The organism is Microvirga sp. (assembly GCF_014699075.1).
Classification (GTDB): domain Bacteria; phylum Pseudomonadota; class Alphaproteobacteria; order Rhizobiales; family Beijerinckiaceae; genus Microvirga.
In genome coordinates, this window is record NZ_JACXAB010000036.1 from 1 (window position 1) to 26,766 (window position 26,766).

At 62.2% G+C, this 26,766-nt stretch carries 25 protein-coding genes; 14 read left to right on the forward strand and 11 right to left on the reverse strand.

The genetic code is table 11. The annotated features are described in order from the left end of the window. On the reverse strand, positions 1 to 690 hold a 690-nt coding region (locus IC232_RS24995; protein WP_190847674.1), incomplete at its 3' end, for a S8 family serine peptidase. 198 nt (positions 691 to 888) lie between these two features. On the opposite strand from IC232_RS24995, the gene IC232_RS25000 reads away from it, so the two are divergent. Continuing rightward, entirely contained in the window at positions 889 to 1,446 is a 558-nt protein-coding gene (locus IC232_RS25000; RefSeq protein ID WP_190847675.1) for a hypothetical protein, read from the forward strand. Between the two features lie 93 nt (positions 1,447 to 1,539). Beyond that, positions 1,540 to 1,710: a hypothetical protein gene (locus IC232_RS25005; protein WP_190847676.1), complete on the forward strand. Its 171-nt coding sequence runs from the start codon at positions 1,540 to 1,542 to the stop codon at positions 1,708 to 1,710. Between the two features lie 77 nt (positions 1,711 to 1,787). On the opposite strand, the gene IC232_RS25010 is transcribed toward IC232_RS25005, so the two are convergent. Together IC232_RS25010 and IC232_RS25015 are read right to left on the reverse strand one after the other, a co-directional pair. Further along, positions 1,788 to 2,051, reverse strand: a complete 264-nt coding sequence (locus tag IC232_RS25010) for a hypothetical protein (RefSeq protein WP_190847707.1) — start codon at positions 2,049 to 2,051, stop codon at positions 1,788 to 1,790. Positions 2,052 to 2,763: 712 nt separating this feature from the next. Next, positions 2,764 to 3,669 (reverse strand): LysR family transcriptional regulator, encoded by a 906-nt coding sequence (locus IC232_RS25015; RefSeq protein ID WP_190847677.1) that lies wholly within the window; start codon positions 3,667 to 3,669, stop codon positions 2,764 to 2,766. Positions 3,670 to 3,770: 101 nt separating this feature from the next. Here IC232_RS25015 and IC232_RS25020 point away from each other — a divergent pair, with 101 nt between their 5' ends. Next, positions 3,771 to 4,091, forward strand: coding sequence for a nuclear transport factor 2 family protein (locus tag IC232_RS25020; protein ID WP_190847678.1), 321 nt, complete (start codon positions 3,771 to 3,773; stop codon positions 4,089 to 4,091). Next, positions 4,091 to 4,870: an SDR family oxidoreductase gene (locus IC232_RS25025; protein WP_190847679.1), complete on the forward strand. Its 780-nt coding sequence runs from the start codon at positions 4,091 to 4,093 to the stop codon at positions 4,868 to 4,870. Before IC232_RS25020 ends, IC232_RS25025 begins: the two co-directional genes overlap by 1 nt. Before the next feature lie 22 nt (positions 4,871 to 4,892). Here IC232_RS25025 and IC232_RS25030 read toward each other — a convergent pair whose 3' ends face one another. After that, entirely contained in the window at positions 4,893 to 5,360 is a 468-nt protein-coding gene (locus tag IC232_RS25030; RefSeq protein WP_190847680.1) for a MarR family winged helix-turn-helix transcriptional regulator, read from the reverse strand. A 144-nt stretch (positions 5,361 to 5,504) separates the two neighbouring features. Here IC232_RS25030 and IC232_RS25035 point away from each other — a divergent pair, with 144 nt between their 5' ends. Both IC232_RS25035 and IC232_RS25040 read left to right on the forward strand, forming a co-directional pair. Next, positions 5,505 to 6,302, forward strand: a complete 798-nt coding sequence (locus tag IC232_RS25035) for an alpha/beta fold hydrolase (protein ID WP_190847681.1) — start codon at positions 5,505 to 5,507, stop codon at positions 6,300 to 6,302. A gap of 189 nt (positions 6,303 to 6,491) precedes the next feature. Continuing rightward, the gene (locus IC232_RS25040) at positions 6,492 to 8,114 is read left to right on the forward strand and encodes a GMC family oxidoreductase (RefSeq protein ID WP_190847682.1); all 1,623 of its coding nucleotides are present in this window, start codon (positions 6,492 to 6,494) and stop codon (positions 8,112 to 8,114) included. Positions 8,115 to 8,545: 431 nt separating this feature from the next. On the opposite strand, the gene IC232_RS25045 is transcribed toward IC232_RS25040, so the two are convergent. Genes IC232_RS25045 through IC232_RS25075 form a run of 7 tightly spaced genes read right to left on the reverse strand, consistent with a single transcriptional unit; the run spans position 8,546 to position 15,179 of the window. Beyond that, positions 8,546 to 9,598 carry an ABC transporter substrate-binding protein gene (locus IC232_RS25045; protein ID WP_190847683.1) on the reverse strand — a complete coding sequence of 351 codons (1,053 nt, stop codon included), beginning with the start codon at positions 9,596 to 9,598 and terminating at the stop codon, positions 8,546 to 8,548. Continuing rightward, positions 9,595 to 10,770 (reverse strand): NAD(P)/FAD-dependent oxidoreductase, encoded by a 1,176-nt coding sequence (locus IC232_RS25050; protein ID WP_190847684.1) that lies wholly within the window; start codon positions 10,768 to 10,770, stop codon positions 9,595 to 9,597. Before IC232_RS25050 ends, IC232_RS25045 begins: the two co-directional genes overlap by 4 nt. Further along, entirely contained in the window at positions 10,767 to 12,143 is a 1,377-nt protein-coding gene (locus IC232_RS25055) for an NAD(P)/FAD-dependent oxidoreductase (RefSeq protein WP_312895231.1), read from the reverse strand. Before IC232_RS25055 ends, IC232_RS25050 begins: the two co-directional genes overlap by 4 nt. Further along, positions 12,140 to 12,430, reverse strand: a complete 291-nt coding sequence (locus IC232_RS25060; RefSeq protein ID WP_190847686.1) for a (2Fe-2S)-binding protein — start codon at positions 12,428 to 12,430, stop codon at positions 12,140 to 12,142. Before IC232_RS25060 ends, IC232_RS25055 begins: the two co-directional genes overlap by 4 nt. Positions 12,431 to 12,440: 10 nt before the next feature. Next, positions 12,441 to 13,235: an ABC transporter permease gene (locus IC232_RS25065; protein ID WP_190847687.1), complete on the reverse strand. Its 795-nt coding sequence runs from the start codon at positions 13,233 to 13,235 to the stop codon at positions 12,441 to 12,443. 4 nt (positions 13,236 to 13,239) lie between these two features. Next, complete coding sequence (locus IC232_RS25070) at positions 13,240 to 14,100, reverse strand: ABC transporter permease (protein ID WP_190847688.1); 861 nt, start codon at positions 14,098 to 14,100, stop codon at positions 13,240 to 13,242. A gap of 14 nt (positions 14,101 to 14,114) precedes the next feature. Beyond that, entirely contained in the window at positions 14,115 to 15,179 is a 1,065-nt protein-coding gene (locus tag IC232_RS25075) for an ABC transporter ATP-binding protein (protein ID WP_190847689.1), read from the reverse strand. 179 nt (positions 15,180 to 15,358) lie between these two features. Here IC232_RS25075 and IC232_RS25080 point away from each other — a divergent pair, with 179 nt between their 5' ends. The 8 genes from IC232_RS25080 to IC232_RS25115 all read left to right on the forward strand — a co-directional run bounded on the left by IC232_RS25080 (position 15,359) and on the right by IC232_RS25115 (position 26,694). Further along, complete coding sequence (locus tag IC232_RS25080) at positions 15,359 to 16,171, forward strand: IclR family transcriptional regulator (RefSeq protein ID WP_190847690.1); 813 nt, start codon at positions 15,359 to 15,361, stop codon at positions 16,169 to 16,171. A gap of 338 nt (positions 16,172 to 16,509) precedes the next feature. Beyond that, a complete protein-coding gene (locus tag IC232_RS25085; RefSeq protein WP_190847691.1) occupies positions 16,510 to 18,651 on the forward strand; it encodes a helicase-related protein in 2,142 nt (713 codons plus the stop codon). A gap of 421 nt (positions 18,652 to 19,072) precedes the next feature. Further along, entirely contained in the window at positions 19,073 to 21,019 is a 1,947-nt protein-coding gene (locus IC232_RS25090; RefSeq protein WP_190847692.1) for a methyl-accepting chemotaxis protein, read from the forward strand. A gap of 4 nt (positions 21,020 to 21,023) precedes the next feature. Next, positions 21,024 to 22,490, forward strand: coding sequence for a chemotaxis protein CheW (locus tag IC232_RS25095; RefSeq protein ID WP_190847693.1), 1,467 nt, complete (start codon positions 21,024 to 21,026; stop codon positions 22,488 to 22,490). After that, on the forward strand, positions 22,487 to 23,587 hold the full coding sequence (locus IC232_RS25100; protein ID WP_190847694.1) for a chemotaxis response regulator protein-glutamate methylesterase: 1,101 nt from the start codon (positions 22,487 to 22,489) through the stop codon (positions 23,585 to 23,587). The genes IC232_RS25095 and IC232_RS25100 overlap by 4 nt, the downstream gene beginning before the upstream one ends. Further along, positions 23,584 to 24,441 (forward strand): CheR family methyltransferase, encoded by an 858-nt coding sequence (locus tag IC232_RS25105; protein WP_190847695.1) that lies wholly within the window; start codon positions 23,584 to 23,586, stop codon positions 24,439 to 24,441. Before IC232_RS25100 ends, IC232_RS25105 begins: the two co-directional genes overlap by 4 nt. Then, positions 24,434 to 26,428: a chemotaxis protein CheA gene (locus tag IC232_RS25110; RefSeq protein ID WP_190847696.1), complete on the forward strand. Its 1,995-nt coding sequence runs from the start codon at positions 24,434 to 24,436 to the stop codon at positions 26,426 to 26,428. The genes IC232_RS25105 and IC232_RS25110 overlap by 8 nt, the downstream gene beginning before the upstream one ends. Further along, entirely contained in the window at positions 26,425 to 26,694 is a 270-nt protein-coding gene (locus tag IC232_RS25115) for a hypothetical protein (protein ID WP_190847697.1), read from the forward strand. The genes IC232_RS25110 and IC232_RS25115 overlap by 4 nt, the downstream gene beginning before the upstream one ends. Positions 26,695 to 26,766 lie beyond the last annotated feature (72 nt).

Here is a 26,766-nt window from a genome sequence, read left to right on the forward strand (position 1 = left end):
CTGAAGCATTGCGTTTGCGGGACCTGACAGGCTCATGTTCATCACCCGCACGCCACGCTTGGCCAGAGCCTCAATGGCGTCCACCAGGGATGTCACATCCGTGCGATCAGCCGTGCCGCCATCGCGGTAGAATGCATCTACCGCGATGATCTTCGCTTGCGGCAGCAACCCAGGTGTTTGGCTGTCTGGCCGGCCCACGAGGAGAGCTGCCACCGCGGTGCCGTGATCCTGTAAAGAGGCATCCGCATGGTTTGTAGGGCGCGGCACAACCTCAATCGCCTGTTCCTTCAGGGCTTCGTGCTCCAGGTTAATCCCAGTGTCGATCAGGCCGATGAGGGGGGTAGGGCCGCATTGGGCTACATGCGATGACGACCAGTTGACGAGTGAGGCTGCCTGGCACTCGGCGCGGACGCAAGCCACTGCGCCCTCGTCGAGATAGTAGAAATGATCGAAATCGGTAGAGGCGCGCGCATCGAGCAGACGGACCCTTCGCCGGGCCTGCGTTAGCGAGGTGCCGGGTGGAACGCGCAGCCGGACAATCTGTGGAGCAATGCTGCCTTGGGTCTCGGTCTCGATGTGAAAGCCTTGAGCGGTGAGCCTGGTCAGATCCTCGCGCGACAACCCCGACGCCAGGATGAAGTTGGGGGCCTGCCGCGGTTTGGGACGAGGATCGACGGCCGAGGCCGCCACGTTCGGTTGCAGAGCCTTCGCCTGGGAGGCTGCTGTGGCTGGGCGGGACGTTGGGTGCTTGGATTGGGCGGACGTGCTTTGGCGTGTTGTCGTTTTGCTTGTGCTCGCCTTTGCTATTCCGGTACTGCGCTGGCTTTGGGCGTTTCCTGTCTTGGGAGCCTTGTTTGTGTTGCCGCCTGTGGCGCGGCTGCCAGCTGCATGGCTCCGTCCGCCGGTGCCTCCACTCGCGCCGACACTACCTCCAACACCACCGCCTCCGACGCTGGCACCAGCTCCGGCACCGCCTCCGACGTTGGCACCACCTCCGGCACCGCCGCTGACGCCCCCGACGTTGGCGCCGCCTCTGACGCCACCGGTGGTGCCGACACCGCTGGTAGTGCCACCTCCGACATCGCCTCCAACGCTGGCACCACCTCCGATGGTGCCTCCGACACCACTGCCGCCAATACCATCTCCAACACCGCCGCTGGTGGTGCTACCTCCGATACCACCGCTGACACTGCCGCTGGCGCCAGCACCGACGCCACCTCCAACACTTCCCTCGACGTTACCGCCGCTGGCGCCGCTTTTACCACCTCCCACGCCACCGCTGACACCTTCGCCGCCGACGCTGCCGCTAACCCCACCGCCGCTGGTACCGCCTCCGACATCACCACCAACTTCGCCTCCGACGCTAGAACCTCCCACACCACCGGTGGCACCAGCGCCGACACCGCCATTGTTCCCGGACCCGTCGCCCAGCTGTGCGAAAGCTGACCCATTCATAAGGGGCAGGCTGGACCCGTAGCCGAGGTCAAGGTGAACCTGAAGCGGAAGTGCAGCGGCAGTGCCTGCCATCGCAAGAAGACTATGTCGCCACCAGCGTGCCATGACCACCTCAAGGTAGAGGAGACGCCGATCCGAATGGTCGTCATGGGAGAGGCCTATCTCCAGCGCGAGAAGAGCGACAAGCCGAACCGTTTCGTCTGCCTTATCAGCGACCAGGGCAAGGTGGTGCTCACCTTCTTCACAGAACAATAGGCCCGCTTGCCGGGTTCTACGGCTCCGCTCCAGAAGAGCGCGGGCTCAGGGATCTGGGGACGTGCCATGAAGGATTGCTACTTACGGGCCGCCATAAGGTCATGCGTCAGCACCGTGAGCTTGCCGATGAGGGATGCCATGTCGCTGGGATCGCACGACCACTGGGTGCCAATGGCTGATCCATCGGCGGACACGGACACCACAGCCAGTGAGCGCAGCTTGCCTTCGCGAGCCAGACGCAGATGCTCCTGCAACAGGTCGATCATTGATGCCATGTTCTCGTCAACGGGCGGTGCCGGGACCGCATGGAGATTGGTCACACGGCTCCGCTGGTTAGCCATTGTCTCGCTCATGCCGCACCCCTTGTTCATAGGCCTAATATTTTTGCCACCATGGTTGATAAGGATGGCTACTAGACATGAACCGAGTGTCAATTCCAGGCCGGCCCGGCACAAACAGCGGCTGTGTCGCCTTGCTACAACAGGATTTGATCAAGCTTGAATATCGGGTTGTGAGGTGGCGATCGGCGCCGCTTGTCCAAGAGGCTTGTTGTTCTTCCATTCTCAAGGGTCGACCGGTGCAACACGAGTTCGCCGCCCCAGGATAGTGATGACCCTGCGTCGAAGAATGCCGAACGTCAGCTCAAGCCAGGAAAAACCGGACGTTCCCGAAGAGGGAAGGTTTGCCTAGTCTGGCCCCTAGGAGACATTCGCTTCAACAAAGGCGCGGCGTTTCGCTTCGCCGTTGGACGCGAGATGCGCTGTGCGAGAGCCGGCGGAGTCGACCTCGTCTCGAAAGTTGCTGTGTTTCGTTCATAATGCCGGCGCTTAATCGGGAGCAGATCGTGCGCTGATCCCTCCCGAGTGGCTCCCAACCATGCAAATCATACTGCCAACTCGACACTACGCGGCGATATGCGAGCCAGCGGCGGTTGACGGCATCAATTGGAAAGGAGAACGAAATCAAGGAGCGACGACTAAAGAAGCCCGGTTGCTCCCATCGGTACGAGCTCAGGTTGCACAATCTTCGACGTCGGCGAACCTACCGGCAGGGTTAAACCGCCCGACGCTTGGAAATATCACGCGCCATCTCCAAAAATGCTTTCATCCCAGCTGATAGATGACGTCGCCCGGGATAGTAGAGACATAAACCTGGATATGGTGGCGTCCAATCCTCCAGGACTCGGATTAGGCGCCCTGCCTCGATGTCTGGCAGAATTTCCTGTTCCATTGTGTAGCCTACGCCCGTCCCCTCAAGCACTGCTGTCCTCACCAAGCTTGCCTCATCAAGCGTGATCGGTCCTCGCACATCGATCTGCACCGGTTCGCCGTCTTTCTCAAACCGCCATTGATATAAAGAGCCGTCAGGCAAGCGAACCCGAATGCATCTGTGATTGAGAAGATCCAGAGGAACGAACGGCCTCCCATGCTGCTCGAAATACTCAGGTGATCCCACCACAGCATGTCGTTGAGGCCAGCCGAGCGAGACTGCAATCATGTCACTTGGTACGAGGCCAGCGACCCTTATGCCGAGGTCGAAGCCGTCCCTGACGATATCGACCATCTTTCCATCGGTCACCAAATCGATATTCATATCTGGATACCGGCGCAGGAACTCGAGTACCAACGCGGAGATAATAGCGCGTGCCGCGAAGGGCGCAGCATTGATCCGTATCGTTCCCGAAGGGGTCTCGCGCTGGGCGCGAACCACTTCCAGCGCGACGTAAATATTCTGGAGTGACGGTGCAACCTGCTCGACAAAAAGCTTTCCTGCATCCGTGAGCGAGACGCTGCGGGTGGTTCGATTGAAGAGACGAACGCCGAGGCCAGCCTCGAGCTTTGCAATTGTATGGCTCAACGCAGTGCTGGACGTCCCTAGATCAATAGCGGCTGCTCGAAACGTCCCGCGCCGTGCAATGGCGATGACCGACTCCAAATCTCTCAAACCTGCCTGTTCCATTGTCCCGATCTGTTCATTTCCACATACGGTTTTATCTCACTTATCTGCGCAATCGTCGAGTGCTAACTAGCAGTCATGAGTAAGCTGATAGGGAGAAACCTATGAACATGCCTGATGTGGTGAAGGCATTCTTCGAGGTCGATCGCCGAAACGATATGGATGCAGTAGCTAGGACTTTTGCGGTCGACGCCGTCGTCATGGATGAGGGCGCATTCCATCAAGGCGCGGCTGCCTTTCGAGACTGGTGGGCGGAAGCGAAACGCAAGACCCAGTATGTCGCTGAGCCCTTGGATGCCACGGTCAACGGTAATCGATCGTTCGTTCGAGCCAAGGTCAGCGGCCGGTTTCCGGGGAGCCCCGTGACGCTCAGCTACACCTTCGCCATCACAAACGACAAGATTACCAAAGTGGAGATCCGGTGATGACCGACTTTCTCAATCTGGCTGGCAAGCGCGCACTCATCACAGCTGGAACTAAAGGCGCTGGAGCGGCAACCGTTGGCCTGTTTCGGGAACTCGGCGCGCGGGTGCTGGCAACGGCGCGAACGCGACCGGATAACCTGCCCGACGACTTGTTCGTTGAAGCCGACCTGACCACCGAGGAGGGATGCAAGACTGTCGCAGACGCTACCCGTCAACGCCTTGGCGGCGTCGATATCATTGTTCATATGCTGGGCGGCTCGTCTGCGGCCGGAGGTGGTTTTTCAGCGCTCACTGATGCCGAGTGGTGCAAGGAGTTGTCTCTTAACCTTTTCCCCGCTGTTCGGCTGGACCGGCATCTGGTCCCGGATATGGTCTCTCGGGGAAGCGGCGTGGTCATACATGTCACATCCATTCAGAATGTGCTGCCACTTCCGGAATCGACAACGGCCTATGCTGCAGCCAATGCTGCGCTTTCTACCTACAGCAAGGCAATGTCAAAGGAGGTGTCTCCCAGAGGTGTACGGGTGGTTCGGGTTTCACCAGGCTGGATCGCGACGGAATCATCTATTCATCTCGCCGAGCGCCTGGCGAAACAGGCGGGGACCGATCTTGAGGGTGGCAAGAAGATCATCATGGACGGATTGGGCGGAATACCGCTCGGACGCCCGGCCGAACCGGCCGAAGTCGCAAGCCTGATCGCGTTCCTGGCCTCCGAACGCGCCGCTTCGATCACCGGCACCGAGTACACCATCGATGGGGGTACGGTGCCTACAGCGTAAAGGACGGATACCCGTTCTACACTCAGGCGGGAGCGTCCCATCCTCCGATCTGGGAATAAATAGCATTACGGAGATGGCGCACGTCGCGGTTTAGAGCCGCCAGCCTCTGGGGCGTTTCGGTCGAGGCTGCAAGCAAGGTGTCACTGAGACAGCCCGCCTTGTGCTGCAGCGCGCTGCCTTCTTCGGTCAGAGCTATCACGACCTGACGCTCATTACTGAGGTTTCGGGTCCTGCACAGGAGGCCAGAAGCCTCAAGGCGTTTTAGGAGCGGCGTCAGGGTGCTGGATTCCAAGGCAAGGGCGCGGGCAATCGCGCCCACGGTCTGCTCGTTCTTACTCCACAACACGTTGAGCACGAGGTACTGCGGATAGGTCAGGCCCAGCCCATCGAGTAGGGGTTTGTAGGCACGCTGAATAGCGATCCCGGCAGTGTAGATCGCGTAGCACAACTGGTCATGAAGAGGCGGTGGATCGTTGTTCTCGTGGCGCATTTTCCAGGTCCTAAGAACGTGAACATACTAGCAATATCGCGAAAAACAATATCGCAATAACAAAATACATTGACGCGAGTGCAAGAACCTGCAAAGTATTAATTATCGCGATAACATTTATCGCGGAATGAGTGGAAGATCGTTATGACCAAGATTACCAACGGCGTAGTAACCATAGCCATGGCCGCAGCAGCGATATCGAGCGCAGTCTCGGCGGCGGCTTCCGAGTCCATCCCTACAAACCAAGCTGTAAAGAATGTCGTGCTCGTCCACGGTGCTTTCGCCGACGGCTCAGGGTGGAGAGGGGTTTACGACAATCTTTCGAAGCGCGGCTATCGCGTCACCATCGTGCAGAACCCGTTGACATCTCTCGAAGACGATGTTGCCGCCACCAAACGCGCGCTTGAGCGGCAGGATGGTCCAGTCATCCTGGTGGGTCATTCCTGGGGTGGTACGATCATCACTGAAGCTGGCGTCGATGCGAAGGTTGCAGGCCTTGTTTATGTCTCTGCTCTTTCTCCGGATGCGGGCGAGACAACAGCTCAGCAATATCAAGGCTTTGCCCCTGCATCGGAGTTCGTGATCGAGACGACAAAGGATGGATTTGGGTATGTTAGCCCGACGAAGTTCAAGGATGGTTTCGCTCATGACGTGAGCGATGCCGATGCCGCATTCATGAGGGACTCGCAGGTCCCGATCAACATGTCGGCGTTCAGCACGAAGCTCCAAAATGCTGCTTGGCGCTCGAAGCCTAGTTGGGCCGTGATCGCGACAGAAGACAAAGCATTCGATCAGGCGATGCTGATCCATATGGCTGAACGCATCAAGGCGAAGATCACGAAAGTCTCGGCAAGTCATGCTCTCTTCATGACGCAGCCCGAGGTCGTTGCGGATACCATTGATCAGGCCGCCAAGACCGTCTCGGCGAAAGCGCAACGATGATGGACGCCGCCTCACCGGGACACTCGCCTCTGTCCCGGTGACGACCGGCAAGGTCTATTAGGGCAGGCACGGTCGGACGATCGCCAGCACGGATATGCTGCCGCGTGTCTGATTGCAGTTGGACGCGCGTCCGAGCCGCCGACCAGCATCTTCAGTTTCTTCCTCATTCCATCCACGGAGGTCAGTCACGTGAAGCTGAATACTTATGAACAAAATTCACTTGATAATTCGGTCACTTCCCGCGGCGACGTCTTCGACTTCATCGTCTGCGGCGCCGGCTCCAGCGGCTCGGTTGTCGCCGCGAGGCTAGCAGAAGATGGAGGTGCTCGCGTACTGCTGCTTGAGGCGGGTGGCGACGATTCGGCCGAAACCGTTACCAACCCAGCGCAGTGGCCGCTAAATCTTGGCTCTAGTCGGGACTGGGGGTTCATTGGAGAGCCGGCGCCTGGACTCGACAGTCGACGTCTTCCTCTCAGCATGGGCAAAGGGCTTGGCGGCGGGTCAAGCATCAATGTCATGGTATGGGCAAGGGGACACAAGGAAGATTGGGAGCATTTTGCCGCCGAGGCCGGTGATGAAGCTTGGGGTTATGAGTCCATCCTTCGCTATTATCGCCGGATAGAAGATTGGAACGGAGATCCCGACCCGATCCGTCGCGGTGTGGGAGGACCGGCATATGTTGCTCAGCCTCAAAAACCCCAGCCGATCGCAGAAGCTTTGCTGAAGGCGGCATCCGCTATTGGTATTCCTGTCTTCGATACTCCGAACGGTGAGATGATGGAGAGCCCCGGAGGCGCATCAATCGCCGAGTTGCGGATTCGCAATGGCAAGCGGGAATCCGTCTTCGGCTCCTATGTTCGTCCGCTCCTATCGCGGCCAAACCTAGCAGTCATCACCGATGCGCTGGTCACGCGTCTGATCTTCGATGGGAAACGCGTGATAGGAGTCGAGGTTCTCGTCGATGGTCGGCTGCGTCAATTTACTGCCCGATGCGAGACTGTGCTGTCACTTGGCGCGATCAACACGCCGAAAGTGCTGATGCAGTCAGGGATCGGGCCGGAACATGAATTGAGGGCTCATGATATTCCTGTCATTCAACACCTGCCGGGCGTTGGTCAAAACCATCAGGATCATCTCGCATTCGGCTGCACCTGGGCCTATAAAAAGCCGGAGGGCGTTGGCGGTAGTGGCTGCGAAGCGAAACTCTATTGGAGAAGCGATGCGCGGCTGGCTCAGCCTGACATCCTGCAGTGCCAGCTAGAGTTCGCTGTTCCTTCGCCAATTGAGACGGAACTCGAAACGCCTGAACACGGCTGGACGATGTTCACTGGCCTCGCCCAGCCCAAAAGCCGGGGTCGGCTACGATTATCGGGGTCGAGCTTCGCAGATCCCATCTTGATCGAGCCGAACTCACTCAGCGAACCGGAAGACATGGCTGCCGCCCTGGCCGCGGTGGAACTCTGCCGCGATCTCGGAAATAGCGAAGCGTTCACGCCCTTGGTGACAGGCGAGACTGCTCCGGGCGCGCGCGACCGAGCGGGAATGGTTCGTTTCATCCGACGGTCCGCGGTAACCTACTGGCATCAGTCCTGTACCGCGAAGATGGGAAGAGACGATATGTCGGTCGTCGATAACCAACTGAAAGTCTATGGCATCGACGGTCTCCGCATCGCAGACTCTTCGATTATGCCACGGATTACGACTGGAAACACGATGGCGCCATGCGTGGTCATTGGGGAGCGGGCCGCCGATCTGCTCCGGGAACAACATAGTCTATATCGCCCTGCCGAGGTCCTATCACAGCCCTCCTAGTCATATCCTTCGTCCCACAACTGCTCGAGGGCCCGCGTAAGCGGTTCTTCGAACAGCTCTCAACGGGTTGCTAGAGCATCAGACCTTCAAGTCGATGCACTATTGGCAGCTTCGAGATGGGCCCATGATTTCTGAAATGCCGAACTCGCGGGGTCAGACTTCTTATTCGACGCTCTAGCTTAAGGTCCGCTCTTACGTTGAGATAAGACATCAGCGGTAGAGTACAGGGCTTCGGTTCTTGACCCCAAGCATGCTTTTCAAAGAGTGCAGAGGCCTTTCACTCAGCCCGGAGATCGTCCAAGTCAATCGGTCGGATCGGACACGGACAGGAGCGCTAGCCATTGTGTCAGCCGGGCTTCCGCCGCGGTTCAGGCAGTATGGGATTTGGACAAGGCGGATGCACCGAGCATCCGCCTTGTTTCTTGAACTTATCAGCGCTCGATCGTCTTATTCCAGCGGCTGTTCCATTCCGGCCGCTTCTCGTTGATCGTATCCCAGTCAAGCGTGACAGCAGTCTTCATGTAATCGTGGAACTTCTTGAGCTTAGCTTCTGCTTCGGGCGTGGGCGCTTTGGCGTTCACATTCGATGGAACGATGTTGCCGTGTTGAAGCGCCTTACTCTGAGCCTCTGGTGAGAGGAGATAGGCGGCAAGCTTCTGAGCCAGTTCGGGCTCGCTGTTATTAGCGATGACGCACTCGGTCACCATCAGAACAACGGAGCCTTCCTTAGGCTGTGCGTATTCCACCGGAATGTTCTTCTCCTGGTGAGCCGAGACGGCGGTAGGGGTCAACGGAAAGATCGCAGCTTCGCCGGTCTGCACCATTTCGGAAATCTTGGCCGAACTCGGGATGTATTCCAGCACGTTCGGGCCAATGGTTTCCTTGAACTTGGAGAAGCCCGGCTCGACGTTCTTCTCATTGCCTCCCTGGATGCGGTTGAACATCAAGAAGGCATGCAGCCCGAAGGACGAGGCGGCAGCGGATTGAAATACGACTTTCCCCTTGTACTTCGGGTCGGCGAGATCCATCCACGAGGTCGGGGGAGCCCAGCCCTTCTCATCGAACATCTTCTTGTTGTAGGCGAGGCCCGTCATGCCGAGATCGATGCCGATTGCCATATCATCCTTCAGCCGGGCGCCGGGAGCGAGATCTGCCAGAACCGGAGTATCTTTGATCTTCTCGCACAGGCCTGCACCGATGGCGCGGATCATAACGCCGTCATCGAGAAACATCACATGCATCTGGGGATTGGACTTGGCCGCGGTGGCCTTGGCCAGAATGTCGGACGAGGTGCCCGGCACAACGACAACCTTCACATCGTTCGCCTTCTCGAAATCCGGAAAGACATGCTGTGTGAAGGTCTTCTCAAAGTTGCCGCCGTTCATCCCGACATAGAGCGTCTTCGTCTGCGCCTGGGCTGCGCCGGAGGTAGCGATGGTGAGCGCGGCAAAGGCTGTGGCTTGCAAAAGCGTCGTCGTTTTCATTGTGCTGCTTCCCTCTTTTTTGGTTCAGGTCCGTTATCCGCCCGGGAATCTTGGGTCGTGCGGGCAAATCGATCGATGGCGAAAGCTTGAATCGGCGTGCGGCTTTCACCGTCACGGACGAGTTCGGCCAGGACTTCGCCAACTCCCGGCGCGATCTGGAATCCGGCTCCCGAGAAGCCGAAGGCGTGAATGAGGTTTGGTGTGGTCCGACTGAAGCCGATCACCGGGTTTCGGTCCGCCATCTCACCTTCCGTACCGCTCCAGGAGCGGATGGCGTAGGCATGGCGCAGAGCCGGGAACAGGGCTGCGGCGCGGTTCATGATGGTCACGGCGCCCGAGCCTGTTGGACGGGAAAAGTCAGGCTCCGCAAGCGGCTCGCCGCGCATGCCGCCGACGATGCAGTTGCCGCGCTCGACCTGGCGCGCATAGATGCCGCCGCCTTCGGCCCCGATGTTCACGCTCATGAATACATCGAGGGGCTCGGTAACGATCATGCTTGGATAGATTGCATGGAGCGGCACGGGCTCGCCGAACGCTTCCGCGAAGGGACCTGCCCAGGCGCCGGCGCTGTTGATCACGAAGCGCGCCTTGATCTCGGTGTTCGAGCCTGCTGACAGGCAAAAACCTTCGAGCGCTTTCTCGACATGGGACACTCGGGTCTGTTCGAGAACATCCACGCCGGCCCGCCGCGCCGCATCGGCGAAGGCCGCAGAGACAAGGCGCGGATTGGCATGTCCATCACCTGCGCACAGGGACGCGCCCATGACGTCTCCGGCGATCCAGGGGAAACGCCCCCGCAGCTGGTTTCCCCCGATCAGCTCCAGGTCGAGCCCCAGATCCGCGACGCGGCCCGCATAGGCTTCGAGCGATGCCATCTCGGCCTCGGTTCGTGCGAGCTTCAAGTGGCCTGAGCGCACGAATTCACCATCGATGCCGATGAGACCCTTCAGGCGCGGCCAAATGGCATGAGCCCGTTGAGACAAAGCGATCTGCTCCGCCGGACGGCCCTGACGGCGCACGCCGCCATAGTTCACGCCGCTGGCCTGCGCGCCACAGAAGCCCTTGTCGAGAAGGACGACGGAGAAGTCCATGCGCCGCAGGGCAAGAGCCGCGGAGCTTCCGACGAGCCCGCCGCCGATGATGGCGACATCCCTGTGAAGGGCGTTGCTCATGCGGTTTCCTCCTCGGCCATAACCCCCAACGGAATGGGCTTGATGGGCGGCTGTGCGCGCAGACGTCCGACCGCGTCCGGCGATTGACCGCAGGCGGCAGCCAGCACTTCCACCGCCGCGTTTCCACACATCCGCCCCTGGCACCGGCCCATCCCCACACGGGTCAAGGCCTTGAGGCGGTTGAGTTCGAAAACACCCTGATCGCGTACGGCATCGCGCACTGCGCCGATGGCAATCTCCTCGCATCGGCACAGGGTCACGTCGTCGGAAATGCCGTTGGCCCAGGCCTGCGGAAATGGGAACGCGGCTTCGAGAACGTCGCGAAACTTACTGATACTGGCGAGCTTGCGCTCCAGCACCCCGATCCGCACATGATCGACCGATAGGCCCACATCCTCAAGGAGCGCGAGGCCTGCCCGCTCGCCAGCCAGTTCGGCAGCATCCGCGCCGGCAATGCCGGCGCCGTCACCGGCGATATAGACGCCCGGCATGGTGGTGCGTCCCGCGCCGTCGCGTTCAGGCCGCCATGCCCGGTCCCGCGCATCGAAGACAAAGCGGCATCCCGCAAGATCGGCGAGCTGCGTTTCGGACCGCAGGGAGAATCCATAACCTATCGCGTCGCAGGCAAGGCGATGCTCCACGTCGCGCTCGCGCCAGACAACCCCCTCTACTCTCGTTGCGCCGTCGATGCGAACCGGCTGAACTCCAAAGCGAACGGCAACGCCGCGGGCCATGAGTTCGGCGGCATAGCGGAAACCGCGCAGCACGACGGACGGCTGAGCGAATAATCCGCGAAGGAGGTGAAGCTTGGCCGAGAACTGTGAGGTGTCGAGAACGGCCGCAACGTTGGCGCCGGCTTTCACGTATTGCCATGCAACAAGATAGAGCAGCGGTCCGGAGCCGAGAAACACAACCTCCTCGCCAATGGCGCAGCCCTGCGACTTCAAGGCGATCTGGGAGCCGCCGAGGGTGAAGACGCCCGGAAGGGTCCAGCCCGGGAAGGGGAGGACGCGGTCGGTTGCGCCGGTAGCCAGGATTAGATGGCTGAATGGGATGCGGCGTGTGCGATGGCCCGTCACCGCATCCGCAGCCTTGTCGCGGAGGTTCCACACCAGCGTTTCGGGATAGTAATCGATCCTGTCGCGGATCCCCGCGAAGGTGCCGTGCAGGGCCGTAGCCTTCGCGGCCTCCGATCCGTAGAGATCTTTCGCGGAACGTTCATCGGCCACGAGCCTCTGGCGATAGATCTGTCCGCCGCCCGATGGCGCTTCATCGATGACAGCTGGCCTGATGCCCGAGCTCACGAGGATCTGGGCGGCACGGATTCCGGCAGGGCCGGCGCCGACGATCAGCGGTCGCGTGGCGTCGCTCACGATCTCGGCTCCATCATGGTTTGAAGTCTCATTCCCGGTTCCAGAGCCGTGCTGCAGGCGCGGATGCGTCCGCCGTCGCCTGTGAGAACCCAGCAGTCCTGGCATGCGCCCATCTGGCAGAAGCCGGCTCTGGGTGCTCCTGAGAAGTCGCTGGGACGCAGCCGATCGGACTGGGTGAGAATAGCGGTCAAAACCGTATCGCCAACACGGCCCGAGCAAGCCTCACCGTTCAGCGTGAAGGAAACGACGGGAAGCTCGTGCCGAGCGAGGCGCTTGAGAAGAGCCATATCCATGTCCTCATCGCTGCCCGACGAGAATGCGGTCGAGTCCGAACGCGCGGTCCAGCACCAGCATAGCGGCCGCCGTAATGGCGATCATCAGGGCCGAAACGGCCGCCATCATCGGGTCGATGGACTCCGTCGCGTACATGTACATCCGAACCGGCAGCGTGACGGTTGCTGGTGAGGTGACGAAGATCGACATCGTCAGCTCGTCGAAGCTGTTGATGAAGGCCAGCAGCCAGCCGCCCGTGATGCCGGGCAGGATCATGGGAGCTGTGATGCGGCGAAACGCGGTCCATTCCCCGGCGCCAAGCGTACGCGCAGCCTGCTCGGCGCTGCGGTCGAGTCCGGACAGGGCAGCGAGCACGAGACGGAGCACATAGGGCGTTACGATGATTATGTGCGTCGCGACGAGCCAAGCAAAGCTGCCCGTGGCGCCAAGGAGCGCGAACAGCCGCAGAAAGGCCACCCCGAGAACCAGATGAGGAATGATCAGCGGCGACAGGAACAGAGCATTCAGGAAATCTCGGCCTGGAAACGAGTAGCGGCTGATGGCAAGCCCGGCAGGTAAGGCGAACGCGACCGCCAATGTCGCAGAGAGCGCTGCCAGCCAGATACTGTTCCAGAAGGACGCCATGAAATCGGGATGCGCGAACACCGCCTTGAACCATCGTAGCGACAGGCCGGTCGTCGGCAGGCTCAACGTGTTCTCGGGCGTGAACGCGACGAGGCAGATGATGACCAGCGGTGCCAGGACAAACGCTAGAACAAGAACGTGAAAGGTAAGTGCGATGGTCCCATTCTTCTGCATGGTGTCACCCAAGAGTCCGGCGTGCGCGAGCCTCGACCATGCGGTTGTAGGCCAGCATGATGCAGAGGTTTGCGACAAGAACAATGATCGCGATGGTGGCTCCGAGGGGCCAGTTCAGCTCCTGGAGGTACTCGTCGTAGACCAAGGTCGCCGCCATCTTCAGGCGACGGCCACCCAGGAGAGCTGGAACGGCGAAGGCACTGGCCGACAGCCCGAAGACGATGAGGCTGCCGGAGAGCATGCCGAGCGTCACCTGCGGCATGACCACCCGGCGAAGAGCCGTTAAGTGGGAAGCGCCGAGGGTCCAGGCTGCCGCTTCGACCATGGGATCGAGCTTCTGCAGGGCCGTCCAAACCGGAATGACCATGAACGGCAGCATGACGTGGACGAGAGCAATGACGATGGCGGTCTCGGTGTAGAGAATCCTGGCCGGTGCGAACCCGACGAACTGGAGTGCCTGGTTCACGAGGCCCTGCGAGCCGAGCAGCATGCTCCAGCCAAAGGTGCGGACGACGACGGAGACGAGCAGGGGGCCGATGATGACGAGAAGGAAAACCGAGCGCCACGGATCCCGCATGCGCGACAGGATGTAGGCCTCCGGAACACCAATGGCGGCACAGATAAGTGTGGTCAGCGCCGCGATCCGCAGCGTCCTCCAGAAGATCTCGAGATAGTACCCGTCCGTGACGACCGTGATGTAGTGCGACAGCGTGAAGGTGTTCTGGATGCCGGTGGAATGATCGTAGGCCTGAAACGACAGGATGACCGTGAGCGCCAGGGGCAGAAGCACGAGCCCGAAAAAGAACAGGGCTCCGGGTCCGGCAAGCAGCCATGGGGCTGAAGGGATAGGGGAGCGCGAGGTCATTATTGTTCCCTCCCTCAAGCCGCTGCGGCGGTACCCGCGATGATGCGCATGTTATCCGGCGACCAGTCGAGCCCGACCGGGGAGCCTTCCGCAGCCGGCTCGACGCCCAGGTTTGGCGTGGAGACCGTCATGATCCCGATCGGCGTCTCGACGGTGAAAAGCCACTGGCTGCCTAGAAAGAAGCGGCTGGCGACACGTCCCTCCAGGCGGCCTGCGCCAGCATCGCACAAAAGGATCTTCTCGGGGCGGATCGACAGCGTGACCGGGGTTCCTGCAGCAATTTCCGGCGCGGAGGCCTCCAGCAGGGCGCCGCCGATGTCCGCAGCGTTGGTTGTGCCGTTGCGGCGCCAGGTGCCGGCCAGAAGATTGGTCTTGCCGACGAAGGACGAGATGAAGGCGTTCGAGGGCTGCTCGTAGAGCCGGTACGGCGCATCCACCTGAGTCATCCGCCCGCCTTCCATCACGACCACGCGATCGCTGATGGAGAGCGCTTCGGCCTGGTCGTGGGTGACCATGATGGTGGTCGTGCCGACCTTGCGTTGGATCCGCCGCAACTCGAACTGCATTTCCTCGCGAAGCTTGGCGTCCAGGTTGGAGAGAGGCTCGTCCAGCAGGAGGACGGGCGGCGCGATGACGAGAGCGCGAGCGATAGCCACACGCTGCCTCTGACCACCGGAGAGCTGTCGGGGATAGCGGTCGGCGAAGGAGGAAAGCTGCACCAGCACGAGCGCCTCTCGCACGCGATCGGTCCTCTCGGCCTGCGGAACGCGTCGCATCTCGAGCCCGAACGCGACGTTCTGCGCCACTGTCATGTGGGGGAAGAGGGCATAGCTCTGAAAGACGACGCCAAGTCCGCGGCGGTTGGGCTTCTCGCGCGTGATATCGCGCCCGTCCAGGGAGATCCGGCCCTCAGTGGGTTCGACGAGACCGGCGATCATCTGCAGGGTCGTTGTCTTCCCGCAGCCCGACGGGCCGAGAAGCGAAACGAATTCGCCTTTGTCGATCGTCAGGCTGACATCGCGAACGGCCGTGAACATGCCGAATTCCTTGGAAACTCCTTTGAGTGTCAGGAATGCCATTCTGCTCTCCGATCCTTGCAAAGCATTCAGCCATAAGCCCGAATGCGCATGATGCCCGGATCCGCATCACGAGCGAGGCCCTAGCCCAAGTCAATGCCAATGTTTCGCTATGTGAAAGTGTTTTGACATCTGTTCCACCAAGTGAAATAAAATCGGAAAAATAGCGGGATTTATTCTATATGCGGGAAGATGGCATCTCTGGAACGCAGCGAGCCCTGGCGCTCCTGAAGGTTCTCGGGGCTGGAGATTCCCATGGGATGCGCCTGACCGACATCGCATCAGCCGCCGGGATCACCCAACCCAGCGCTCATCGGGCCCTGAAGGTTCTCATGGCCGAGGGCTTCGTCGAGCAGGTGGATGCGAGCCGTAAATACAGGCTGGCCCTCGACTTCTTCGTCCTGGCTGCACGGGCCGCGCAGTCGGGCGGATTGCGCAGCACGGCCAGGCCAGCGCTTCTGCGCCTGTCCTCCACACTGAGCGACAGTATCTTCCTTCTCGTGCGGAACGGGTTCGACGCCGTCTGCCTGGATCGCGTGGAAGGTCCGTTCCCGATCAGGACCTTCACGGGCGATATCGGCGGCAAGGTGCCTCTCGGCATCGGTCAGGGCAGTCTCGCCATCCTGTCGTTCCTGCCGGAGGAGGAGCGCGAAGCCGTGATCCGCTTCAACGTTCCCCGCCTTCTCGACCGGGGCGGCTTCGATGAGATCGGGTTGCGGATGCAGATCCAGAGCGTCCGCAAGACGGGCTTCTGCAGCCTCAACACGGGCCTGATCCCCGGTATGGCCGGCGTGGGAGTGCCGATCCTTGACTCGGAGGGGCGGGCTGTTGCGGCCCTGAGCATAGGCACTTTGTCGGAGCGTCTGGAGGGGGGACGGCTGCCGCTGGTGGTTGATCTGATCCGAAAAGAAGCGGAAGGAATCGCCCGGCAGCTCAACCCTTTCGATCCAACCCTCCGTTACCCTACCCGAAGCCTCGGGATGGAAGCGATATAGTCTACTTGGCAAGCGGCTTTGGCTGTAATGACGAAAGGTCCGCTTTTGGCACAAAGCGGACCTTAGCCTTACTTCCGCAATCGTGCTGCAAGGCGACCTTCATGTGATTTCGGTCGAGGATTATGTTCGTCCCAAAGCCAGGTTTAATTAGTTTGGGACCGTATGGCTTGTACACGATCCGGTCATGGCGCCGCAGTTGGCGCGAGTGCTCCCCAAGCTCGTCACCATTCGTCGGCACATCATGGTTTACCCTCAGATGTAGGATCTGCCGTTAGCCGGAGGGCACAGTTCGCGATGAGCGGCGTTGACACTGTGTTTCCCGGCAGGGACGCTAGGGCATGGCACGTAAGCGAATCCAGGAAACTGCCGACATCCTCCAGGACGCGATCCGCAGGGTGGTCCCATCGCGGCGCGACGTCGACACCGAGGGCCTCCGGCGCTACCTCGGCTTGCCCGAGCATGACGGGTTCGTTGACGACGGCCGGGTGGCCTCCGCTCTTGCTGAGATGCGGAGCCTTGAGGAATGGGCTGCAAAGGGGGTCAGGGAGCTCGCCAAGGCAGTTCCGTCCCTGCGCTGGTTTAAGGGCGAGGACGACGCCGTCTCGTGGTCCGTGCGGGTCTGCCTGTCGCTCCTCGACGACGGGCGCATGGAGCTGCGCCTCATGCTGCCACCCACGCCGCAGATGCTGGAGATCCTGCACGGGATGGCTATCCGCAACGACCCACGCCACCGCTTCGACGAGTTCAAGGCCGAGGTCGACCGCGTCGAGCGGGAGACGGGTAAGTCCATACACCGGGTGGTCAACCGGCTGCGCGAGGACGTGCGCGCGGACCTCGCCGAGGTCGGCTCGGGTGCCGCCAGCTACGCCGACCACATGGACCATGCCCTGCGCTCGCGCCAGTACGAGTTCTCCCCGGAATTCGTCCGGGCCTTGCCTAGCAAGTTCAAGGAGCTCCGGGCCCGCGCGAAGAAGCTCACCGGTCAGGATGTAGGCATCCGGAACCTGCGCGAGCGGGTCGGCTTCGGCACCTACATCGACAAGTTCCGCGCCGCGCGCGGCATGGCCCGTCACATCGTCTTCCACATGGGCCCCACCAACTCAGGCAAGACCCATGCCGCCCTGGACAGGCTCGCGGCGGCCGGCAAGGGCGCCTACCTGGCTCCCCTGCGGCTCCTCGCCCTGGAGAATTACGAGGCCCTGCGCGACCGGGGGCTCAACGCCGGCATGGTCACAGGCGAGGAGGTCTTCGGCGACAAGGGCGCTACCCACGTCTCGCGCACCATCGAGACGGCCGATCTGCAGCACACCATCGACGTGGCGGTGATCGACGAGATCCAGATGATCTCCGACCCGGACCGCGGCTGGGCCTGGACCAACGCGCTCTTTGGCATCCCAGCCAAGACCGTTATCCTGGCCGGCTCCGACGACGCCCTGCCGTATGTTCGCCGTGCCGCCGAGGCTGCCAACGAGAGCCTTGAGGTGGTCGCCTTCGAGCGGAAGACGCCGCTTGTCCTGCTCGACGAGCCGGTCCCGCTGGAGGAGGTGAAGGCCGGCGATGCTATCGTGGCCTTCTCGCGCCAGGCGGTGCACGAGCAGCGCGAGGCCCTCGTCGGCCTGGGTCACACCGTGGCCACCATCTACGGCGCTCTCTCCCCAGAGGTGCGCCGCGCGGAGGCCGAGCGCTTCCGCACCGGTGAGGCCCAGGTGCTCGTCACCACCGACGCCATCGGCATGGGCCTCAACCTGGGCCCTCTGCAGCGGGTCGTGTTCTCCTCGCTGCGAAAGTTCGACGGGCGCGAGGACCGCCCGCTCACCAATCCCGAGATACGCCAGATCGCCGGGCGCGCCGGCCGCTTCGGCCACCATGACGTTGGCTACGTTGCAGCCACCACGGAGGAAGGCATCGATCCGATCCGGAAGGCGCTCGCCGGCGCCCCAGCGGCGCCTGCCGCGGATTCGCGCTTCTACGCCCGTCCCGACCTCGTGGCGATTAGGGCCGCGGCCTTGGAATTGCGCACCGAGAGCTTGCACGAGGTGCTCACGCACTTCGCGCAGGCCGCTTTCTACGACGGCTCGCCATTCCAGCCTTCCGACATGGACGCCATGCTGCAGGCCGCCGAGATGGTCGACCGCACCAAGCTGAACCTGACGCAGAGGTTCGCACTGTCGATAGCGCCTATCGACCAGCGCGACGAGCTCTCGTTCCAGGTGCTCAAGGGATGGACGCAGATGTTGGCCTCGGGCTCCGGCGTTCCGGCACTGCGCAGCAACCCTTTCGCCGATCTTAATCACCAGGAGCGCACGGTGCGGCTCGCGGGCGCCTACCTGTGGCTGTCGCGCCGTTTCCCGGACGCCTTCGACGAAGCGGACCGGATGCGGCACGTGCGGGCGCAGGCCAATGAGGCCATCGAGCGCCATTTGCAGGCGACTGCCACGAAGCGGGCGGCCAAGCGCTTGACTGCCGGACATAGGGGCTAGATCGAAAGTCCACGGCTTGCCCTATGGGCTCCGGAACCTGTATGGGCTGCTAAGAGCGTGTGCCGCCGGCAATTGCATTGCGGACACGTGTGCATGCTTCCGTCCAGTTTTATAAACAGCATTCCGCGAAACTTATCTGCTAGCTCTCGGCCCGGAAGGTCTCAAGATGGTGCTGCTCGGAAGTCGGCCGAGCGTCGGCTCTAGCAGGGAGCAGCGGACGTTCCTGGAAGTTAAAGGATCGTCAGTGGCTGACCCAAAGCTGCCCTTCCACTCGTCGTAATTGGGCCCCGCATGCCTTGCTTGTGTGGTGGCCGGACCTATAAGAGTCTAGCTCCTCTCTATATCCTTCGACGAAGCTGGAAAGCCGGCTTACGAGGCGAGGCGGTGTCAGAGTACCGTGTTAAAGCTTCAAGGGACCCCGATGGCATTGGTCAAGACGTCCGAACTTGCGGGCAAGGGCAATTCACGTCCGGCCGGCGATGAAGCCGCTAATTCCAGCATGCCGCCTTCCCCTCCAAGGGGAACCGCGTCCCAACGCCGGACCCTGGAGCGTGTCAGGGCCCGGCAGCAGAAGGCAGCGGAGCGCATCGGTGCTGCAACAGAGGAACTGGCGAGCGGCGTGGCCGAGGCTTCGTCGGCGGCCGAGGAGCTCCGGCGCTCCATGGAGCAGATCGCCAGCGGAGCCGAGGAAGCTGCCGGCGCTTCCCAGCAGTCTCTCTCGGCCATCGTGAGCCTGGGTGCCTCGTTTTCCGATGCGCGCACTCATGCAGAGGCGACGCGCAGCAAAACGGCGGGCCTTCAGAGCCTTCTGATCGAGACGGGAGCCCAGATCAGCACATCTGTGACTGCTGTGGAGGCGAATGCATCGCGCCAGCGGGTGATGGTCGAGATCGTTTCGCTCCTTGAGCAGCAGGCAGCCGAGATCGGTGGAATTACCCGTGTGGTCGGGGATATTTCCGATCAGACCAATCTTTTGGCGCTGAATGCCGCCATCGAAGCGGCCCGGGCCGGAGAGAGCGGGCGCGGCTTTGCGGTCGTGGCCGACGAGGTGCGGGCCCTCGCCGGCACGTCGGAGAAAAGCGCACAGGATATCCAGACCCTTGCGGAAGGGATCGTCAGCGAGGTCAGGTCCGTTGGGGAGCGGATCAGGCATGCAGCCGAAACCGCATCGGGCGAGGCTCAGATCGGCCGGGCCGTGGTGGCGGCTCTGGACAAGATCCGAACCGATGTGTCTCTCCTGGCCGAGGGGAGCCAAGACATCCTTGTGGCGGCCGTCGAGGCGGAAGCCGCCATCCGCGAGGCGCAGCGCGGGGCCGAGCAGGTGGCGAGTGCCGCCGAAGAGCAGGCTGCCGCTGCCGCCGAGGCTCAGCGGGCTGTCCAGCAGCAGAGCGCAGCGCTCGATCAGAGCCAGCAGACCGCGCAGGCATTGGCCGCTCTCGCGGACGATCTTCAGGAAGGCGCGGCCGGAGCGGCCAGTGCCGAGCAGGTCGGTTCCGCTGCCGAGGAGCTGTCTGCGGCCATTCAGGAGCTCTCCGGAGCCTCCGGCGAGATCATGACGGCTGTCGATCAGATCAGCCGGGGAGCGCAGATGCAGGCTGCGGCCACACAGCAAGCCAATGTGGCGATGGAGCAGATTGAGCGCGCGACCGCTGCATCGCAGGCTGCGGCGAGCACCGCCATCAAACGGATCGAGACTCTCGCAGCCGATCTCCAAGACAATCGCACCGCAACCATGCGGCTGGCCTCGGGCGTCGAGGAGGGCTTGCGGGAGACACAGGCTGTCATCGGTCTAATGAGCGGCTTGGACGATTCCGGCCGACGGATCGAAAAGATCGTCGATGGGATCGCCCTTGTGGCAGTTCAGACCACCATGCTGGCCGTGAGCGGCTCCATTGAGGCCGCCCGGACCGGCGAGGCAGGGCGCGGCTTCGCGATCGTGTCCGGCGATATCCGCAATCTGGCGCGGGATGCTTCCGAAAATGCCGATCGGATCAAGGATGTGGTTCGCCAGATCCGCGATCAGATCACCATCGTCAGGCGCGACCTGGAGCAGAGTTCTGCCATTGCTGAAAGCGAAGTTGCCAAGAATGCTCTGACGGCGGAGCGGCTGAGCACGGTGGAGGCAGGCGTGCAGGCCATTCTTCAGGGAAGCACGGCCATCGTGTCGGGCTCCGAGGCCATTCTGACGGCGGTGCGCGAGGTTCGGCTCGGTACCCAGCAGGTCGCCGCCGTGGCCGAGCAGGCCGGCAGCGCCGCCGCACAGGCCGCCACCGCGGCGCGCCAGCAGGCCCGAGGAGCCGAGGATCTGGCCGCTGCCATTGAAGAGATCGCCTCCCTGGCCGACGAACTCCAGATGGCGGAGTCTTAACGTCATGAGCGAGGCGGCCTCTGCGGCTGTCGCCCAGTCGTTCTTGATCGTGCAGGTCGGCGATGAGCGCTTCGCCCTCCCGGCATCCGATGTATGCGAGGTGACCCGTCCCCCGGCCGTGACCCGCGTCCCCCTCGGGCCTTCAAGCCTGCTCGGGGTCGCCAATCTGCGGGGTGCGGTGATGCCCGTGGTGTCGCTGCACCGTCTTCTCGGAGGGGAGGATAGCCCCTCGTCGAATGCACGCGTGGTGGTGATCGACCGCGGCGCCCCAGTCGGTCTCATGATCGACAAGGTGACCTCGCTCGGAGAAACGCGTGGCGCTTCGCCGGACTCGGCTACCGATGACAGCACGGGCACGCCTGCGCGGATGATTGATCTGGATGCGCTGCTGGCCAAAGACTTCGGCAGCTTCAGCCGTCGGGCCCAGCACCGGCAGGTCCAAGCTGTGACCGATAGGCAGGATCAAACGGCCTCGGAGCGAAACCAAGTTGCACTGGTGTGCTTTGCGGTGGCCGGGCAGGATTTCTCCCTGCCTCTCACCTCTGTTCGCGAGGTGGTGGCCCTGCCGGATGGTATCGCCGTTGTCCCGCAAACGGATTCCGTCATGCTGGGCGTGACGTCCCTACGAGGACAGCTGCTGCCGCTCGTCTCCCTGTGCGCGCTTCTCGGGCTCCGTGCCGGTGGGCAGGGCGGTGACCGATTCCGCGTGGTAGTGGCACGGATCGGCAATGGACTCGTGGGGCTTGCTATCGACGGCATGAAGGAAATCCTTCGCCTTCCCGACAGCGCCATCGATCCTGTGCCGGCGATCCTCACAAGGGGAAGTGCGGAGGCTCAGATCCAGGGCATCTGTCGTCTTGAGGGCGGTCGGCGGTTGGTCTCGGTGCTGTCGACGGACCACCTGTTCAGGGACCAGGCGTTGATCGAGCAGATCACATCGCAAACGGGGAAGAACCACGACATGGGCACAGCGGACGGCCCTTCAACGGGCGACGAGCAGTTCATCGTGTTCCAAATCGGCGGCGAGGAATACGGGCTGCCTATCGGGGCTGTCGATGAAGTGGTGCGTGTGCCCGACACTCTGACACGGCTGCCTAAGGCTCCTGCCTTCATCGAGGGCGTCATGAACCTGCGGGGTCGCGTCATTCCCGTGATCGATCAGCGGCGGCGTTTCAAGTTCGAAAGCCGAGGAGAACAGCGGCGGGAGCGCGTCGTTGTCGTCAGGATCGACCAGATGCAGGCTGGCTTCGTCGTCGATACCGTGTCGGAGGTTCTCAGCATTCCGCAAAGCCAGCTTCGCCCGACTCCCGATCTGGCCGCGGACGGGAGCCAGGTCATCGACCGCATCGCCAACATCGAGGTCGAGGGAAGAATGATCCTCCTGCTCGATCCGCGAGAGTTGCTGGACAGGGCGGAGAAGGATCTGCTCGCAGCCATGGGTGAGAGCGACCCGGAGCGGCCCGCTTCGTGATCCGGCTGCTCATCGTCGACGATTCTCCTCTGATGCGGCGTCTCCTTAGCGGGGTGTTTACCGCCGAGGGAGATTTCGAGATCGCCTTTGCCCGCAACGGTGTCGAGGCCCTGGAGCAACTGCAGTCCTTCAAGCCGGATGTGATCACGCTCGACGTGCACATGCCTGAGATGGATGGCCTCGCCTGTCTCGACCGGATCATGCTGGAGCGCCCGTGTCCGGTGGTGATGATCTCATCCCTGACGGAGGCCGGCGCGAGTGTGACCCTCGAAGCATTCCAGCTTGGAGCCGTCGACTTCATCACGAAGCCTGTCCGAGCCATTTCGCTGGAAATGGAGACGCTCGCCCCCAGGCTTGTCGAGACGGTGCGCGCTGCTTCGCGGGCTCGCCTGCCCAGCAGCCTGCGACTGGCCGAGCGGGTGCGGCTGCGCAGCGGCCTGGCCCAAGCATCCTCTGCTCAGGCGCCGCGACGGCATGCGCCGGCCACGCCGCCGAAGCGGCGGATCAAGGCTGCGTCGGCTCGCGGTCTCGTGCTGATCGGCGTCTCCACCGGAGGTCCTCCGGCGCTCGATACCGTGCTGTCACGGCTTCCAGCCGACTTTCCGTGGCCGATTGTCGTGGCACAGCACATGCCGGGCACGTTCACGGGTCCTTTGGCCCGCCGCCTCGACAAGCTGTGCGCGCTCAATGTGACGGAAGCAGCCCTGGCGATGCCGCTTGCCCCCGGCAACGTCTATATTGGCAAAGGCGATGCCGACGTCATCATCAGCGTTCGGCCGGACGGTCCTGTGGTGCTGGCCGCTCCCTCGCTGCCGGAGCACCGCTGGCATCCGAGCGCCGATCGGCTGGTGGACAGCGCCATGCAGCATTTCGCCCCCGAGCGCCTGCTCGGGGTGCTGATGACCGGCATGGGCAGCGATGGAGCCGACGCGATGGCGCGGCTGAAAGCGCAGGGCGGGCGCACCATTGCGGAAGCGGAAGAGAGTGCCGTCGTGTGGGGCATGCCCGGAGAACTGGTTCGCCGGGGCGGCGCGGAGGTCATCGCGCCCTTGGAGCAGATTGCCGACCGGATCATGGACATGGTGGAGCGCTCATGAGCAGGCCGCGCAAGGCCCAGGCGCTCACGGCCGACGAGATTCGGCGCCTAGGTGCGTTCCTCCACCATCGCACCGGCATGATCTTCGGTGAAACCAAGCGGTATTACATCGAAAGGCGCATCGCCGACCGCATGGCTGCGACGGGGATGCGCACCTTCAATGCCTATTTCACGCATGTGGAGGCCGACCGCCGCGAAGTCGAGCAACTCATCAACATCTTCACGGTGAACGAAACCTACTTCTTCCGTGAAGAGCATCAGCTCCGCTGCCTCAGCCGCTCGCTCTTGCCCGGGATCGTGCAGGGCCGGAAGCCCGGCGATCTGGTGCGGATCTGGTCCGTGCCCTGCTCCACGGGCGAGGAGCCCTATTCCATCGCCATCTGGCTGCTCGAGAATTGGCCGCTGGTCGATGCCTATCACATCGAGGTCGTCGGCTCGGACATCGACACGCAGGTTCTGCTGGACGCTCAGGCGGGAGACTACGGCGAACGCGCTCTTTCTCGTCTTCCTCCCGACGTGGTCGAGCGCTATTTCGAACCGTCTCACAAGGGTCAGCGCACGCTGATCCAAGATCTGCGTGAATCGGTGAAGTTCACATCGGCCAATCTCGTTGATCCTGCTTCCGTTGCGGCGCAGGGACACTTCGACGTCATCTTCTGCCGTAACGTTCTCATCTATTTCGACGATTCCTCCCGCCTTCTCGCCGTCGACAATCTCTACAAGTCCCTGCATCCGGGAGGCTATATCTGTCTCGGCCATACCGAGTCGATGACCCGCATCTCGAAGCGTTTCGACCTTCGCCGCTTCGAGGATGCGATCGTCTATCAGCGGCCTGGGAGCGATCGTGATGGATGATCTTCTCCAGCACTTCATCGTCGAGGCCCATGAGCTGATCCAGCAGGCGACGGACGATCTCCTGGCCCTGGAGCGCAGCCCCCAGGCGACTGCGCCCATGGACAGCGCCTTTCGCGCCGTTCACACGCTCAAGGGATCGGTCGGCCTCTTCGACTTCGCCCCGATGGGGATTGCCCTGCATGCCGCCGAGGACCTGCTGGGCGCTCTCAGGGAGAAGCGGGCCGGCATCGACAGCCATGTGATCGACAGCCTGCTCGCCTGCATCGGTCAGGCGGAGCGGTGGGTTGCCGTGATCGAGCAGACAGGACAGCTGCCGCCGGACGCTGCGGAGGAAGGCTACCGTCTGGCGCGGGCTCTGCGCTCCCAGCTCGATGACGATCCTGCACCAGCCCCGGATGCTGCGCTCCAGGCCGATCTTGGCTGGATTGAGGATCTGATGGCTCAGGCCCGTGATCCGGCAGCCCTGAGGGTGCAGGATCGTCCTCTGGTGGCGATCCGGTACACGCCTCGCGCCGACTGCTTTTTCGCCGGCGACGACCCGATGGCGCTCCTGCGCTCGGTTCCTGATCTCGTGGCCGTCCGCCTCTCGGCCCGCGACCCGTGGCCGCCTGCGGCTGAGATCGACCCCTTTTCCTGTAACCTGAGGATCGAAGCGCTCTCCAGCGCCGAGCTCGACAGGATCAAGGCTGTCTTCCGGTTTGTGCCGGATCAGGTGACCCTTCATGAAGTCGCCCAAGCTGTCCAGAACCAAGCTTCCGTTGCAGCATTCAACGGCGGCGGTGCCGGTGTCGCGACGGGAGGCACTGGTGGAGCGGGCGCACGGATGCTTCGCGTCGACGCCTCTCGGATCGACCGGCTGGCGGATCTCGTCGGTGAAATGGTCATCGCCAAGAACGCGCTGGCGCATCTGGCAGGACAATTCGACGAGGGGCTGGACCGGAAGCATGTTTCGCAGGGCCTCCTTGCGAGCCAGGCCGCTATCGAACGCCTGGTGGCCGAGCTGCATGGGGCTGTAATGGATGTTCGCATGATGCCCATGCGGGACATCTTCCGACGCTTTCCCAGAGCCGTACGCGATCTCGCGGGTCAGCTGGACAGGGCCATCGACTTCTCCATGGAAGGCGAGGAGGTCGAGGCCGACAAGGCCGTGGTGGAAGGCCTCTTCGAGCCTCTGCTGCATATCCTGCGCAATGCTATCGGTCATGGTGCCGAACCTGACCGTCTCCGTCTGGAGACCGGGAAACCGGCGAAAACCAGGATCGTGCTCAGGGCCTATCGCAGTGGCGACCGCGTCACGGTCGAGGTCGAGGACGACGGACGGGGCATTGATCCGGCGGCGATCCGCGAGGCGGCGCGCCAACGCGGGATCGCTTCAGGGGATGAACTTGGGCGCATGAGCGATGCGGACGCCATCGACCTGATCTTTGCCCCGGGCTTCTCGACCGCCTCGGAGGTAACCGACCTGTCGGGCCGGGGGGTCGGTATGGACGCGGTACGTTCCGCGGTGGAGCGCCTGGGCGGGCAGGTCAGCGTTCGAAGCCTGCCCGGTCATGGCACGACAATCCGCCTGTCACTCCCGTTGACCATCGTCATGACGAAAGTCATGGCAGTCCGGCTGGGTCGCGAGCTCTATGGGATTCCCCTGGACGGGATCATCGAGACTGCCTTCGTGCCGGCCTCCCAAGTCCTTCCGGTTCGAGACGCTGAGGCTTTCGTCTGGCGTGACAGGACGCTTCCCCTGGTGAGACTTGCCGATCTCTTGGGAATACAAGCCCTGGGAGAGGCCCCTCAGCGCGTGAAGGTCGTAGTCATGGTGGCGGGGGATGAACTGGTCGGGGTTGCAGTGGATGGCTTTGCCGAGCGGATGGACGTACTAATGCGGCCCATGACGGGCATTCTCGCGAACATGCCCGGGGTGATGGGAACGACCCTGCTCGGCGACGGCAGCGTCCTCATGATTCTCGATATCCCGGAGCTGATCGGATGAGCGTGCGGTTGGACGGCAATGTCGTTTTCCTGGAAGGACCATGCCGGGTCGAGGATGCGGAGCCGCTGCTCGGATGGCTGCAGGCTGACAGGGGGCGGATGGTCGACCTGACGGGGGCCGAGCATCTCCACGCTGCCATTCTCCAGGTTCTGATGGCTCTGCGCCCAACCATCCGCGGAACGGCCGGGGACACTTTTCTCCGAGACTGGATTACTCCGGCTCTCATGGGAAAAAACCCTATCGAATCAGGCCTGCGGGGCGGCTGAAACGTTGTCATTCTCCCGGCATACACTAAAAGAGACTTACGGCCTTTCTCTCCTAGTCGATCCGGTTATCCC

What these genes read in the sequence shown, in the direction of transcription:
- IC232_RS25070 (WP_190847688.1), bottom strand. Translation starts at nt 14,100, where the DNA reads ATGACCTCGCGCTCCCCTATCCCTTCAGCCCCATGGCTGCTTGCCGGA.
- IC232_RS25065 (WP_190847687.1), bottom strand. Translation starts at nt 13,235, where the DNA reads ATGCAGAAGAATGGGACCATCGCACTTACCTTTCACGTTCTTGTTCTA.
- IC232_RS25095 (WP_190847693.1), top strand. Translation starts at nt 21,024, where the DNA reads ATGAGCGAGGCGGCCTCTGCGGCTGTCGCCCAGTCGTTCTTGATCGTG.
- IC232_RS25105 (WP_190847695.1), top strand. Translation starts at nt 23,584, where the DNA reads ATGAGCAGGCCGCGCAAGGCCCAGGCGCTCACGGCCGACGAGATTCGG.
- IC232_RS25000 (WP_190847675.1), top strand. Translation starts at nt 889, where the DNA reads ATGGCTCCGTCCGCCGGTGCCTCCACTCGCGCCGACACTACCTCCAAC.
- IC232_RS25020 (WP_190847678.1), top strand. Translation starts at nt 3,771, where the DNA reads ATGAACATGCCTGATGTGGTGAAGGCATTCTTCGAGGTCGATCGCCGA.
- IC232_RS25010 (WP_190847707.1), bottom strand. Translation starts at nt 2,051, where the DNA reads ATGGCTAACCAGCGGAGCCGTGTGACCAATCTCCATGCGGTCCCGGCA.
- IC232_RS25090 (WP_190847692.1), top strand. Translation starts at nt 19,073, where the DNA reads ATGGCATTGGTCAAGACGTCCGAACTTGCGGGCAAGGGCAATTCACGT.
- IC232_RS25115 (WP_190847697.1), top strand. Translation starts at nt 26,425, where the DNA reads ATGAGCGTGCGGTTGGACGGCAATGTCGTTTTCCTGGAAGGACCATGC.
- IC232_RS25035 (WP_190847681.1), top strand. Translation starts at nt 5,505, where the DNA reads ATGACCAAGATTACCAACGGCGTAGTAACCATAGCCATGGCCGCAGCA.
- IC232_RS25030 (WP_190847680.1), bottom strand. Translation starts at nt 5,360, where the DNA reads ATGCGCCACGAGAACAACGATCCACCGCCTCTTCATGACCAGTTGTGC.
- IC232_RS25085 (WP_190847691.1), top strand. Translation starts at nt 16,510, where the DNA reads ATGGCACGTAAGCGAATCCAGGAAACTGCCGACATCCTCCAGGACGCG.
- IC232_RS25005 (WP_190847676.1), top strand. Translation starts at nt 1,540, where the DNA reads ATGTCGCCACCAGCGTGCCATGACCACCTCAAGGTAGAGGAGACGCCG.
- IC232_RS25110 (WP_190847696.1), top strand. Translation starts at nt 24,434, where the DNA reads ATGGATGATCTTCTCCAGCACTTCATCGTCGAGGCCCATGAGCTGATC.
- IC232_RS25050 (WP_190847684.1), bottom strand. Translation starts at nt 10,770, where the DNA reads ATGAGCAACGCCCTTCACAGGGATGTCGCCATCATCGGCGGCGGGCTC.
- IC232_RS25045 (WP_190847683.1), bottom strand. Translation starts at nt 9,598, where the DNA reads ATGAAAACGACGACGCTTTTGCAAGCCACAGCCTTTGCCGCGCTCACC.
- IC232_RS25075 (WP_190847689.1), bottom strand. Translation starts at nt 15,179, where the DNA reads ATGGCATTCCTGACACTCAAAGGAGTTTCCAAGGAATTCGGCATGTTC.
- IC232_RS25060 (WP_190847686.1), bottom strand. Translation starts at nt 12,430, where the DNA reads ATGGCTCTTCTCAAGCGCCTCGCTCGGCACGAGCTTCCCGTCGTTTCC.
- IC232_RS25025 (WP_190847679.1), top strand. Translation starts at nt 4,091, where the DNA reads ATGACCGACTTTCTCAATCTGGCTGGCAAGCGCGCACTCATCACAGCT.
- IC232_RS25015 (WP_190847677.1), bottom strand. Translation starts at nt 3,669, where the DNA reads ATGGAACAGGCAGGTTTGAGAGATTTGGAGTCGGTCATCGCCATTGCA.
- IC232_RS25080 (WP_190847690.1), top strand. Translation starts at nt 15,359, where the DNA reads ATGCGGGAAGATGGCATCTCTGGAACGCAGCGAGCCCTGGCGCTCCTG.